This is a genomic window from Micromonospora sp. NPDC023737 (assembly GCF_040639715.1).
Classification (GTDB): Bacteria; Actinomycetota; Actinomycetes; order Mycobacteriales; family Micromonosporaceae; genus Micromonospora.
Map to the genome: position 1 here is coordinate 666,712 of NZ_JBFAAL010000001.1, position 12,850 is coordinate 679,561.

A 12,850-nucleotide genomic window follows, 5' to 3' on the forward strand; every position below is an offset into this window, starting at 1 on the left:
CGGCCGTGCGAGGGGTGTCGCCGGAACCCGCCAGGCGGCAGACTGTCCCCGTGTCCGTGCTCGGAGCCATCACCCGCCGCGTCGGCCACCACCGCTGGTTCGGCGCCGCCGCCCGCCTCCTGGTGCCGGCCGATCGGGCCGTGGGGCGGCTCACCCGGGGTCGGGTGGTCGCACTCGGGCTCGTCCCCTCCCTGATCCTGACCACCACCGGCCGCCGCTCCGGCAAGCCGCGGAGCAACCCGCTGCTCTACGTGCCGGACGGCGACGCGTACGTGGTGGTCGGCTCGAACTGGGGCCAGACCCACCAGCCCGGCTGGTCGTTGAACCTGCTCGCCGAGCCTGCGGCGGAGGTGGCCGTGAAGGGTCGCCTGATCCCGGTACGTGCCGAACTCGCCACCGGCGCCGAACGTGACCGCCTCTGGCAGTTGCTGGTCACCGAGTGGCCGGCCTACCGGACGTACGAGCGGCGGGCCGGCGGCCGGGAGATCCGCGTCTTCCGGCTGGTTCCGACCGGGCGCGGCGCGCCGGTCGACGGCGAAGCCGCACTAGGGTGATGAAGCGGCGCGGGCCTGACCGGCCGGCGGCGCCTGCGGTCGATGAAACGGGCTGCGCAGGCCTGCCGTCGACCCCCTGACCGGGCAGCGGACGCGCGCGTCCCACAAACGTCGCAGGAGTGGCCGGCGTGCATACCGACAGCGAGGACGTCGAGACAGACCGGCACCTGGCCGACCCCCGATGGACGGTCGCCGAGCAGGTGGCGCAAGCCGCGCAACGCCGCTTTCCCGCCGATGTGCTCGCCGTCGCGGTGCACGGTCCGCTGGCCCACGGCGACGACGACGGCGGCGGTGACGGCGAGGTCGGGGTGCTCGTGGTGACCTACCGGCCGGGTACGGGGCCGGTCCCGGCGACCCGCCGGGTGGACAAGGTGCTGGTCGACCTGAGCGTGGCCGGCGCCGACGAATACCTCCGGCAGGCCCGGGTGATCGATTCACGCTGGCCGCTGGCCGCCGACCGGTACGTCACCACCCGGCCCCTGCACGACCCGACCGGCTGGCTGCGCACCCTGCGCGACGAGCACCTCGGCCGGTTGGCCCGGGCCCGGCCGGCCGAATTCAGTGCCGCCGCGCGGCAGGCCTGGTACCGGGGGTACGCGGCGCACGCCCGGGCCGCCAAGCTCGCCGAGTGGTACGAGACGGACCAGGCCCTACTCATGCTCGGCAAGGCCCGGCTGGCTGCGGCGACGGTCAACGGCCTGCTCGGCCGCACCTACTTCCGTGACCCGGGCGACGCGGTTCGGCGTACCGGCCTGGCCGGTGCGGACATGACCGAGGTGGGCGCGGTGCTGACCCGGCAGGCCGAGGAGTTGGCCGCCCGCGGCCAGCCCGTCGACGGCACCGTCGACGAACTCCTCACCCCCTGACCTTCCCAGTTCCCGGTCGGCCTCGTTCACGGAAAGAGTGGCCATCCCCTGGGTGACAGCCCCTCTTTCCGTGGCGGAGGCGGCCTGAGCCCCTGGGGGTTGAGGGTCAGGCGAGAGCGTTCGTGCCTATCAGGGTGCCGATGCCGTACGTGGCGGCGGCGGCCAGGGCGCCCAGCAGGAGCTGGCGAAGCCCGCTGGACCACCAGGGCCGGTTGGTGAACCGGGCCACCACCGCCCCGGCGGCGAAGAGGCCGAGCCCGCCGACGCCCAGGGCGAGCCAGAGGTTCGTGAAGCCGAGCAGGTAGGTCAGCAACGGCACGAGCGCCCCGGCGGAGAAGAAGAAGAACGACGAGATCGCCGCCGCCCAGGGACTGGGCTGGTCGTCCGGGTCGACGCCCAACTCCTCCCGGACGTGCACCCGCAGCGCCTCCTCCGGGTTGCGGCGGACCGCCTCGGCGACCTGCTGGGCGAGGTCCCGGGGCAGCCCTCGGGCCACCCACGCGTCGGCCAACTCCCGGGCCTCCGCCTCGGGGTGCCGCTCCAGCTCCCGCCGTTCCTTGGCCACCTCCGCGGCGACCTGCTCGTTGGCCGACCGGACGCTCGTGTACTCGCCCAGCCCCATCGAGATCGCGCCGGCCACCAGCCCGGCCGCGCCGGTGAGCACGATGCTGCGTGGCGACACCCCGCCGCCGCCGACGCCGGCGATCAGGGCGATGTTGGTGACCAGCCCGTCCATGGCTCCGAACACGGCCGGCCGGAGCCAGCCACCGGAGACGTCCGCGTGGTGTGCCTCACGCAAGGCGGCCGGACCATCGGTCACGGCAGGGTCAGGATCTCGTGGCCGTCCTCGGTCACCAGGATGGTGTGCTCGAACTGGGCCGTCCACTTCCGGTCCTTGGTGACCACGGTCCAGCCGTCGTCCCACATGTCGTACTGGTAGGTGCCGAGCGTGATCATCGGCTCGATGGTGAACGTCATGCCCGGCTCGATGACCTCGGTCGGCCGGGGGCTGTCGTAGTGCGGCACGTAGAGCCCGCTGTGGAAGGACTCCCCGATGCCGTGGCCGGTGAAGTCGCGGACCACGCCGTAGCCGAACCGCTTGGCGTACGACTCGATGACCCGGCCGATCACGTTGATCTGCCGACCCGGGGCGACCGCGCGGATGCCCCGCATCATCGCCTCGCGGGTCCGCTCGACCAGCAGCCGGGCCTCCTCGCTCACCTCGCCGACGCAGAAGGTGGCGTTCGTGTCGCCGTGCACCCCGTTGAGGTACGCGGTGACGTCGACGTTGATGATGTCGCCGTCCTGCAGCACGGTGGAGTCCGGGATGCCGTGGCAGATGACCTCGTTGAGGCTGGTGCAGCACGACTTCGGGAAGCCCCGGTAACCGAGCGTCGACGGGTACGCGCCGTGGTCGCAGAGAAATTCGTGCACCACCCGGTCGATCTCGTCGGTGGTCACGCCCGGCTTGCAGTGCTCCCCGGCGAGCTGGGTCGCCTGCGCGGCCAGCCGGCTCGCGACCCGCATCTTCTCGATCGTCTCCGGAGTCTGCACGTGCGACCCACGCCACTCCTTGGGCGCCTTCTTGCCCACGTACTCCGGGCGGGCGATGCGGGCGGGAACAGCTCGCATCGGGGAGAGCGTGCCTGGGGTCAGCGGCGCACGGACGGTCATGGAACCAGCCTATCGCCGCGACACGGCCCGGTCCCGTCGCGGTGGGCGTCCGACGCTTGTTGCCCCGTCTGCCCCGCTGTGCCATGGTTGCGGGGTGGATCTAGGGGCCCCGCCGCCCGTCTTCTCGGCCACCGTCGAGACCGCCGACGACCACGTCCGCGTCACGGTGACCGGCGAGGTCGACATGGCCACCGCGGACACGATGTACCAGACGGCGCTGCGCGAACCCGCCGCCCGGGTGACGCTCGACCTGCGTGCGGTCACGTTCTTCGACTCGGCCGCGATCCACGCCCTGGTCCGGCTCGCCCGGCAGCTCCCCGACGCGCTCACCGTGCTGCCGTCCCGGCAGGTCCGCCGGGTGCTCGACATCTCCGGCCTCGGCGGTCAGGCCTGGTTGCGACCGGACTGACCGGCGGCGCCGCCCACCGCCCGGCCACGCCGGCGCGGTTGCACCTTCACTCCTGCAACCGGCGGCGCAGTGTCACCTCGGTACCGGTGGGGGTACGCCCGACGGACAGCTCACCCAATGCCCGGATCAACGACAGCCCACGACCCCGGAATCCGGCACCGGTCGGCTCCCGCCAGCGCCCGCTGTCCCGCACCGTGGCGACCACGGTCCGGTCCTCGATCGCCACCTCGACACCGATCGTGGGCTCGGCCGGATCGACCGGATGCTCGATCGCGTTGGCGGCGGCCTCGGAGATCGCCACGGTCAGGTCGAAGAGATCCGTATCGCCGACACCGTGCGCCTCGAAGAAGTCCTCCAGCCGCTTGCGCAGCACGCTGAGTCGGGTCGGGTCGGCCGGCAGACGCAGGCTGAACCGGTGCGGTTCGGCCGCCTCCAGCGCGATCACCGCCACGTCGTCCCGCCGGGGCCGTCCGTCGACCTGCCCCAGCAGGGCGTCGATCAGGTCCGCCACGTGCTCGCGCGGGCGGGCCGCGTCGGCGCACAGCCGCGTCAGGGCCTCGTCGATGTCGACCTGCCGATCCTCGATCAGGCCGTCGGTGTAGAGCAGGAGGCGGTTACCGCACGGCAGTTCCCCCTCGACGGTGCGATACGTGCCGTCCGGCACGGCCCCCACCGGCGGCCCCAAGGCACGGTCGTGCAGGAAGGCCACCGCGCCCCCGCCGATCAGCAACGGGGACGGGTGGCCGGCACTCGCGTACCGCAGGCGCCCGGTGCCCGGATGGAAGAGCAGGCAGAACACGGTGGCGAAGGAGCGGCGCTCGGTCGACGCGACCAGGCGGTTCAACCGGGTCAACGACTCCCCCGGGTCGTAGCCCTCGAGCAGGTACGCACGCAGCGCGTTGCGCAGCTGACCCATCGCGGCGGCCGCCTGCACACCCTTGCCGACCACGTCCCCGATGACGAGCACCAGCTCCTGACCGTTCAGGACGATCGCGTCGTACCAGTCGCCGCCGACCTCGACGTCGGCCGTGCCCGGCAGGTACCGGCTGGCCACCACCGCGCCGGCCAGTCGGGGCAGCGACCGGGGCAGCAGGCTGTGCTGCAGGGTGGTGGCGACCCGGTGCTCGGCCTCGAAGAGCTGGGCGTTCTCCAGCCGCACGCCGACCAGCCGCGCCAGCTGGGTCAGCGCCGCCTCGTCGGTCTCCGCGCCGTCGATGGCCGGACCCCACACCCGCAGCTCTCCCAGCGGCGCGGTGCCGGTACCGGTGAGCGCGAGCACGAACGAGGGGTCCGTCACGGCGCCGCCCCCGGTGTCCTCCTCGGCACGGATCCCACCCGCGGTCACCATCACCCGGACCACCTCGACGAGGTTGAGCGCGTGCCGGGCGGCGACGCGGAGCACGTCCGCGGTCGAGCGGGCGGTGTTGACCGCCACCGCCGCGTCGGCGAGCGCCCGCAGGCGCCGGATGATCTGGCCACGTTCCACCGATCGGGAGATCTGGACCGCCACCAGGTTGAAGAGGTCGCGGTAGCCGCCGGTCAACGGGAGACGGCGGGACACCCCCACGACCAGGACGCCGGCGGTCTGGTTCGCCGCGGTGATCGGCAGCAGGAGCGCCCGGTCGGCGGCTTCGACCGGCGGTTCGTCGAGCAGGTCGCGCGCCGCGGCGCTGCCGACGCGATTGTCGAGCGCCCGGACGAGCGCCGCCGGTGCGGCTGCCGGTGGCACAGCACCGCTGTGCCCCACGAGGGTGAGCTGCTGCGCCTCGTCGCGCAGCCAGACCTGGGCGAACGGGACGTCCGACCGGTGCCGGTCGAGCACCGCGGCGGCGGCCTGTCCGAGTGCGGTGGCGGTTCCGACGTCGGCGAGTTCGGAGCCGAGCTCGGCCAGCAGACGCAGTCGCCGCTCGCCGAGCACCCGGCCGGTCGTCTCGGCGACGATGCAGAAGACACCGCCGACCGAGCCGTCCGCGACGCGGACCGGATCGTACGAGACGTTGAAGTACGTCTGCTCCAGGAACCCGTGCCGGTCGAGCAGGAACGGGTGGTCCTCGGCGTGGTAGGAGCGACCCGTTCGGCGTACCCCCGCCAGCAGCGGCGCGAGCACGTCCCAGGTCTCGGCCCAGTGCGTACGGGCCGGCTGGCAGAGCGCGTCCGGGTGCTTGCCGCCGATCGTCGGCAGGTAGGCGTCGTTGTAGAAGGCGAGCTCGTCCTCGCCCCAGAACATGACGATCTGCGCGCTGGAGGCGAGCATCATGCCCACCGCGTTCACGAGAGCGGCCGGCCAGTGCCGGGGGTGTCCCAGCGGCGTGCCGGACCAGTCGAAGCCGGCGAGACGCCGCCCCATCTCGCCGCCGGCGGCGAACGCCGCGGCCAGCTGCGGGGACAGTTCCCCGTCGGTGGCCCCCAAGCGCGCCGCGCCCGCGTCCCCCAGCGCCGAACTCATGCAACCTCCCGGCCCGGCCGCTCCGAGGATGATCTTCAAGTTGCCGTGCACCGCCTTGTACCCAGGCGGGCCCGCGACGTAACACTTCTGCCTCGCGGCGCGCTGTTTTGGCGCCTCGCGCCGGCCGGGCGGGCCGTCGCCCGCCGTCGCGCACCGCCGGGAGAGGACGTGTCAGAGCGGGGTGACGTACGCCCCGGTGATGCCGCCATCCACCACGAACTGCGTGGCGGTCATGAAGGACGCGTCGTCGCTGGCCAGGAACGCCACCGCCGCAGCGATCTCCTCGGGGCTGCCGAACCGGCCCATCGGCACGTGTACCAGCCGGCGGGCGGCCCGTTCCGGGTCGGCGGCGAAGAGTTCGAGCAGCAGCGGGGTCGCGACCGGGCCGGGACAGAGGGCGTTCACCCGGATCCCCTCCCGGGCGAACTGCACGCCCAACTCCCGGGTCATCGCCAGGACACCGCCCTTGCTCGCGGTGTACGCGATCTGCGAGGTGGCCGCGCCCATCAACGCCACGAACGAGGCGGTGTTGATGATCGAGCCCCGGCCCTGCCGCCGCATGTGCGGGATCACGTACTTGCAGCACAGGTAGACGCTCGTGGTGTTGACCCGCAGCACCCGCTCCCAGGCGTCGAGCCCGGTCTCCAGGATGGAGTCGTCGTCCGGCGGGGAGATGCCGGCGTTGTTGAACGCCACGTCGACCCGGCCGTGTCGTTCGACCACCCCGTCGAACAACTCCCGGACGGCTGCCTCGTCGGCGACGTCCGCCGCGACGAACTCACCGCCCACCTCGGCCGCGGCCCGCTCGCCCGCCGCCGCGTCGATGTCCACGCAGATCACGCGGGCACCCTCGGTGGCGAACCGCCGCACCGTGGCCAGCCCGATCCCGCTGCCCGCGCCGGTGACCACGGCCACCCGGTCCCGCAACCGATCCCGCACCCTGTTCACTCCTCCGTCGCGATGAAGACGTTCTTCACATCGGTGAATGCGTGCAGCGCGTCGGGGCCCAACTCGCGGCCGAGGCCGGAGCGCTTCATCCCGCCGAAGGGAGTCCAGTAGCGCACCGAGGAGTGCGAATTGACGCTCAGGTTCCCGGACTCGACGGCTCGGGCCATCCGGAGCGCCCTGCCGACGTCGCGTGTCCAGATCGAGCCGGACAGTCCGTGGTCGGTGTCGTTGGCGAGACGGATCGCGTCCGCCTCGTCCTCGAACGGCAGCACCGACACGACCGGACCGAAGATCTCCTCCCGCCAGTGCCGGTCCGCCGGCGAGTCGGCGAGCAGCACCGTCGGGGCGTACCAGAAGCCGGGCCCGTCCGGGCGGACACCGGTGAAGGCGACGGTCGCTCCGTCGACGTAGCCGGCCACCCGCTCCCGCTGGTCTGCCGAGATCAGCGGGCCCATCTCGGCCGTCTCCCGGGCCGGGTCCTCCACCCGGAACGCGCGCACCGCCGGTTCGAGCAGTTCCAGGAAGCGGTCGTACACCGAGCGCTGAACGAGCAGCCGGGAACGGGCGCAGCAGTCCTGGCCGGCGTTGTCGAAGACCGCGTACGGCGCGGCGGCCGCTGCCTTCGACAGGTCGGCGTCGGCGAAGACCACGTTCGCGGACTTCCCACCCAACTCCAGCGTCAGCCGCTTCACCTGCGCCGCGCAGCCCGCCATGATCCGGGTGCCGACGGCGGTGGAGCCGGTGAAGCAGATCTTGCGTACCGCCGGGTGGGTGACGAGGCGCTCCCCCACCATCGCGCCCTCGCCGGGAAGCACGGTGAGCACGTCCGCGGGCAGGCCCGCCTCGCGACCCAGCTCGGCCAGACGCAGCGCGGTGAGCGGGGTCAGCTCGGCCGGTTTCAGCACCACGGTGTTGCCGGCTGCGAGCGCCGGTGCGAAGCCCCAGGCGGCGATCGGCATCGGGAAGTTCCACGGCACGATCACCCCGACCACGCCGAGCGGCTCGTGGAAGGTGACGTCCAGCCCGCCGGGCACCGGTACCTGCCGGCCGGTGAGCCGCTCGGGAGCACCGGCGTAGTAGTCGAGCACGTCCCGGACGTTGCCGGCCTCCCAGCGGGCGTTGCCGATCGTGTGCCCGCTGTTGCGTACCTCCAGCTGCGCCAGCTCCGCCAGGTGCGCGTCGACGACGGCCGCGAACCGGCGCAGCAGCCGCGCCCGCTCCCCCGGCGCCGTCCACCGCCACCGCTCGTACGCCGCCGCGGCCCGCGCGACGGCCGCGTCGACCTCCTCCGGTGCGGTGGCCGCGACCTCGCCGATCTGCTCCCCGGTGGCCGGGTTCACCAGCGTCGTCACGCCCACCGTCCCAGCGCCGTCGACCGGGTGCCACGGGTGAGGACGCCCGCACGGCCACGCCGGACGGGCCGAGTGGGCGGGTCAGAGCCGTTCGAAGCCACGGAACAACTCCCAGTCGGTGACCGCGGCGTCGAAGGCGGCGAGCTCGACCCGGGCGTGGTTGGCGTAGTGGGCGACCACCTCGGCGCCGAAGGCCTCCGCGGCCGGCGCGGAGGGCTCCCAGAGGGTGAGCGCGTCACGCAGCGTGCCCGGCACCCGCTCGACGGACGGGTCGGCGTACGCGTTGCCGGTGCACTCCTCGCCGAGCTCCAACTCCTGCTCGATCCCGTGGACCGCTCCGGCGGCCAGCGCGGCGATCGCGAGGTACGGGTTCACGTCCGCGCCGGGCACCCGGTTCTCCACCCGCAGATCCGGGCCGTGCCCGACGAGGCGCAGCGCGCAGGTGCGGTTGTCGGTGCCCCAGCGCAGCGCGGTCGGTGCGAACGAACCGGGCTGGTAGCGCTTGTACGAGTTGACGTTCGGGGCGAAGAAGAGGCTGAACTCGCGCATCGTGGCGAGCAGCCCGGCGAGCACCCGTCGACCGGTCACGCTCAGCCGTGCCGGCCCGTCACCGAGCAGCGCCGGATTGCCGTCGCCGTCACGCAGCGAGAAGTGGATGTGGCAGGAGTTGCCCTCCCGGGCGTTCGGCTTGGCCATGAAGGTGATCGCCATGCCCTCCTGGGCGGCGATCTCCTTCGCGCCGTTCTTGTAGACGACATGGTGGTCGGCGCAGGCGACCGCCTCGTCGTAGCGGAAGGCGATCTCGTGTTGGCCGAGGTTGCACTCGCCCTTCGCGCTCTCCGGCGTCAGCCCCGCGCCGGCCATCTCGGTGCGGATGCGCCGTAGCAGCGGCTCGACCCGGGCCGTGCCGAGCAGCGAGTAGTCCACGTTGTACTGGTTGGCGGGCGTCAGCTCCCGGTAGCCACGCCGCCAGGCATCCTCGTACGAGTCGCGGTAGAGCACGAACTCCAGCTCGGTGCCGGCGTACGCGGTCAGCCCGTGCCGGGCCAGCCGATCGAGCTGGTGACGGAGGATCTGCCGGGGTGAGGCGACCACCGGGCCGGAGCCGTCCAGCCACGCCAGGTCGGCCAGGACCAGAGCCGTCCCCGGCTGCCAGGGCACCCGCCGTAGCGTCGTCAGGTCGGGCTTCATCGCGAAGTCGCCGTAGCCCCGCTCCCAGCTCGACATGGCGTACCCGTCGACGGTGTTCATCTCCACGTCCACGGCGAGCAGGTAGTTGCAACCCTCACTGCCGTGCGCGACCACATGGTCGAGGAAGTAGGGGGCGTGGAATCTCTTGCCCTGCAACCGGCCCTGCATGTCCACCAGCGCCAGCACCACTGTGTCGATCTCGCGCTCGGCCACCGCGACGCGGAGCTGCTCCAGCGTCAGCGGCGCTCTCATCGGCGGGGCTCCATCCCCAAGGTCTACTGGCAAACCCGACGACCGTCAATGCCTACGTCGGGCGAATTGTGGTTGCCGCAGACCCACCGGCGGCGCATCCTTGAAGCCGTGACCAGGCCCGATCGCGACGGGCCACCGCCGGACGCTCGGACCGTCCGGCAGCGCGGCGGCGCGGGGCGGTCACCTCTCTCTCACCCGTACGGCGATCCGCCGTGCGCGACACACGCCCCGTGCCGCCGCCGTCCCGGGCACCCCTGAGGCGTTGCCGGCCGGCGTGGTCGACGACGACCGCAGGCCCCGCCCGGAGTCATGCCAGGAACAGCCCGGCCAGCCAGAGCGCGGCGATCACCAGGCCGGCGAGGAACTCCAGCAGCATCGACAGGCCGGCTGCGGCGACCGCGCGCTTCGTGGCGGGCCAGGCGAGCCGCGAGTCACCGAGCCTCAGCCGCTCCGCCGCCCACACCCCACCGACGAAGCCGAGCACCAGTCCGGCCACCGGGATGACGAAGAAGCCGACCAGGCCGAGCAGCCCTCCGGCGAGCAGCGACGAGGTGGGCACGCCGCTGCGTTTCAGATTGCGCCCCGGCCAGGCGTACTTGACCACCGTGCCACCGGTCGCGACCAGCGTCGCGGCGGCGAGCACCAGCCACCGGCCGGCACCCGCGCCACCGAAGATCGCCCAGACCAGCACCCCGCCCCAGCAGAGCGGCAGCGCCGGCAGGCCCGGCACGATCACGCCGGCCAGCCCGGCCACGATCAACAGGGCCGCGATGACCGAGACGGCGGTACCGGAGTCCGTCAGGCTCATCGGAGCCACCCTTCGTAGGCGACAGCGAGGTGTGCGGCTTCGATCCTCACCGGTACCTCCGACCGCCCGGCAGCGCTCCGCGGGCTTCCGGGGCCGACCGGGCGCCCGCGAACTGGTCGTCGCACGCGGACCGGCGCTGCCTGTCGGCGGGGGCGGCGTCCCCGGTGCCGGACGATCCGCCCGCTCACGCCGCCTCCGTGCCGGCCAGGCGGGCGGCGATCCGGTCGGCCGGCACCGGAACACCGAAGAGTCGTCCCTGACCGGTGTCGCAGCGCAACGCCCTGAGCCGCTCGGCCTGCACACCCGTCTCCACCGCTTCGGCGGTCACCCACAGCTCCAGCGCGTGCGCCAGCCGGACCAACGCGTCCACGATCCGCTCGTCGCGATGGTCGGCCACCGTCACCGCGTCCTCACCCCGAATGCCCTCGACGAACGGGCCGGCCAGTTTCAGGCAGTGGATCGGCAGCCGGCGCAGGTACGCGAGGTTCGAGTAACCGGTGCCGAAATCGTCGATGGCGAGCTGTACGCCCAACGCCGCGAGCCGGTGCAGCGCGCGCAGCGGCTCCCCGGCGGTGCCCATCACCGCGCTCTCGGTCAGTTCCAGCTGCAGCAACTCGGCCGGCAGGCCGCTGGAGGCCAACGCGTCCGCGACGGTGTCCACGATCGCCGGGTCGTCGGTCTGCCGGGCGGCCAGGTTGACGCTCACCACCAGGCGGGCGTCCGGGAACCGGCGCCGCCACTGTTCGGCGTCGTGGCAGGCCTGCCGAAGCACCCACTCGCCGAGCCGGACGATCAACCCGGTCTCCTCGGCGAGCCCGATGAACCGGTCCGGGCCGAGCAACCCGAGTTCGGGGTGCTGCCAGCGGACCAACGCCTCGACGGCGAGCATCCGCCCTTCGAGCAGCGACACGATCGGCTGGTAGCGGAGGACGAACTCGCCCCGGTCCAGGGCGGCGGGCAGCTTGGCGGCCAGCGAGGAGCGGGCGATGTCGCGGGCGCCGCGTTCCGGGTCGTAGACGGCCCACCGGCCCCGCCCTTCGGCCTTGGCCCAGTAGAGGGTGGTGTCCGCGGCCTTCATCAGCTCCGACGCACTGGTCTCATGGACCGGGCACTCGACGATGCCGACGCTGGCCGAGACGGTGAGCTGCTGGTCGCCGATGTGCACCGGGGTGGCGACCGCGGCCAGCGCCGCGTCCGCCACGGCCACCGCGTCGTTGAGCCCGTCGCCACCGTCGACGAGGATGACGAATTCGTCGCCGCCCATCCGGGCGACGAGGTGTCCGTGGTCGGCGACGCAGTCGGCGAGCCGGCGGGCGATCACCACGAGCAGCTTGTCACCCAGGTCGTGCCCGAGGCTGTCGTTGATCGCCTTGAACCCGTCGAGATCGAGGAAGCAGACGCCGATCCGCTGGTCCGGGCCGGCGTTGTCGAGAAGCCGGCCGAGTGTCTCAAAGAAGAGGGTCCGGTTGGGCAGCCCGGTGAGCGGATCGTGCAGGGCCTGGAAACGCAGCCGCTGTTGCAGGGCATACCGCTCGGTGATGTCCTCGATCATCGCGACGGTGAACCGCGGCCGGCCGTCGTCCTGCCGGACCAGGGAGACGGCCAGATCGGCCCAGAGGCTGCCGCCGTCCTTGCGGTGGTAGCGCTTCTCGACGCGGATCGAGTCGTGCTTGCCCTCGACCAGCCCCTGGTACAGCTCCCACATCCCGGCGGCGTCGTCGGCGTGGAACAGCGAGGCCACGTCGACCTGGCGCAGTTCGTCGACCGAGTAGCCGAGCATGTCGGCGAACGACTGGTTCACGTCGAGGATGCGGCCGTCGACGTCGGCGATGCCGATCCCGATCGCCGCGCCGGTGAAGACCGCCCGGAACCGCGCCTCACTGTCCCGCAACGCCCGTTCCACCTGGTCACGCGCCTGCCAGGCCGAGCGGGCGATCCGCTCCTGCTGCAGGAACGTACGGTCGCGCAGCGCACGGGCGAAGCCGGCCGCGAGCGCGCCCTGCAGCCCCGCGACCCGCTCCCCCGTCTCCGCTGTCGCCGCCCGGCTCGGAACCACCCGCGCGGCGAGGTTCTCACCGAGGGCGCGCACCGACCACTCCAGCATCCGCGGCTCGGCCAGATGCGCCTCGACCATCGCCCGTCCGACGTCCTCGGCCGCCTGGTCGGAGAAGGGCTCGGCGCGCAGCGCCTGCGCGAGTCGTACGGTGTGCACGAGCAGCAGCCGCTCGGTCTCGGCCGCGCTGAGCGGCACGAAACCGAAGCGGCGCACGGCGCGAGCCCATTCGGCGGCGTACTCCTGCGCGCCGGCCCGGCTGACGTCGTCCCCGGAGGGGTGCGGGACGCCGGCCAT

At 72.8% G+C, this 12,850-nt stretch carries 11 protein-coding genes; 3 read left to right on the forward strand and 8 right to left on the reverse strand.

What is annotated here, in order from left to right:
* Positions 1-50 precede the first annotated feature (50 nt).
* Together AB0F98_RS02945 and AB0F98_RS02950 are read left to right on the forward strand one after the other, a co-directional pair.
* A complete protein-coding gene (locus AB0F98_RS02945) occupies positions 51-554 on the forward strand; it encodes a nitroreductase family deazaflavin-dependent oxidoreductase (protein ID WP_357727693.1) in 504 nt (167 codons plus the stop codon).
* A 128-nt stretch (positions 555-682) separates the two neighbouring features.
* Positions 683-1,420 carry a nucleotidyltransferase domain-containing protein gene (locus AB0F98_RS02950; protein WP_357727696.1) on the forward strand — a complete coding sequence of 246 codons (738 nt, stop codon included), beginning with the start codon at positions 683-685 and terminating at the stop codon, positions 1,418-1,420.
* Between the two features lie 106 nt (positions 1,421-1,526).
* Here the strand turns inward: AB0F98_RS02950 and AB0F98_RS02955 are convergent, their stop codons facing one another.
* Complete coding sequence (locus AB0F98_RS02955; RefSeq protein ID WP_357727699.1) at positions 1,527-2,240, reverse strand: VIT1/CCC1 transporter family protein; 714 nt, start codon at positions 2,238-2,240, stop codon at positions 1,527-1,529.
* Positions 2,237-3,094, reverse strand: coding sequence for a type I methionyl aminopeptidase (gene map, locus AB0F98_RS02960; protein WP_357727702.1), 858 nt, complete (start codon positions 3,092-3,094; stop codon positions 2,237-2,239). Before map ends, AB0F98_RS02955 begins: the two co-directional genes overlap by 4 nt.
* Before the next feature lie 94 nt (positions 3,095-3,188).
* Here map and AB0F98_RS02965 point away from each other — a divergent pair, with 94 nt between their 5' ends.
* Positions 3,189-3,503: an STAS domain-containing protein gene (locus AB0F98_RS02965; protein ID WP_357727705.1), complete on the forward strand. Its 315-nt coding sequence runs from the start codon at positions 3,189-3,191 to the stop codon at positions 3,501-3,503.
* Positions 3,504-3,549: 46 nt separating this feature from the next.
* Here AB0F98_RS02965 and AB0F98_RS02970 read toward each other — a convergent pair whose 3' ends face one another.
* The 6 genes from AB0F98_RS02970 to AB0F98_RS02995 form a co-directional block, all read right to left on the reverse strand.
* Positions 3,550-5,949 (reverse strand): SpoIIE family protein phosphatase, encoded by a 2,400-nt coding sequence (locus AB0F98_RS02970; RefSeq protein ID WP_357727708.1) that lies wholly within the window; start codon positions 5,947-5,949, stop codon positions 3,550-3,552.
* Positions 5,950-6,120: 171 nt separating this feature from the next.
* Positions 6,121-6,888 carry a 3-oxoacyl-ACP reductase gene (locus tag AB0F98_RS02975; RefSeq protein WP_357727711.1) on the reverse strand — a complete coding sequence of 256 codons (768 nt, stop codon included), beginning with the start codon at positions 6,886-6,888 and terminating at the stop codon, positions 6,121-6,123.
* A 5-nt stretch (positions 6,889-6,893) separates the two neighbouring features.
* The gene (locus AB0F98_RS02980) at positions 6,894-8,249 is read right to left on the reverse strand and encodes an aldehyde dehydrogenase family protein (protein ID WP_357727714.1); all 1,356 of its coding nucleotides are present in this window, start codon (positions 8,247-8,249) and stop codon (positions 6,894-6,896) included.
* 81 nt (positions 8,250-8,330) lie between these two features.
* Positions 8,331-9,692: a glutamine synthetase family protein gene (locus AB0F98_RS02985; RefSeq protein ID WP_357727717.1), complete on the reverse strand. Its 1,362-nt coding sequence runs from the start codon at positions 9,690-9,692 to the stop codon at positions 8,331-8,333.
* A gap of 307 nt (positions 9,693-9,999) precedes the next feature.
* Positions 10,000-10,500: a DUF456 domain-containing protein gene (locus tag AB0F98_RS02990; RefSeq protein ID WP_357727720.1), complete on the reverse strand. Its 501-nt coding sequence runs from the start codon at positions 10,498-10,500 to the stop codon at positions 10,000-10,002.
* A gap of 184 nt (positions 10,501-10,684) precedes the next feature.
* Positions 10,685-12,850, reverse strand: a complete 2,166-nt coding sequence (locus AB0F98_RS02995; RefSeq protein WP_357727723.1) for an EAL domain-containing protein — start codon at positions 12,848-12,850, stop codon at positions 10,685-10,687.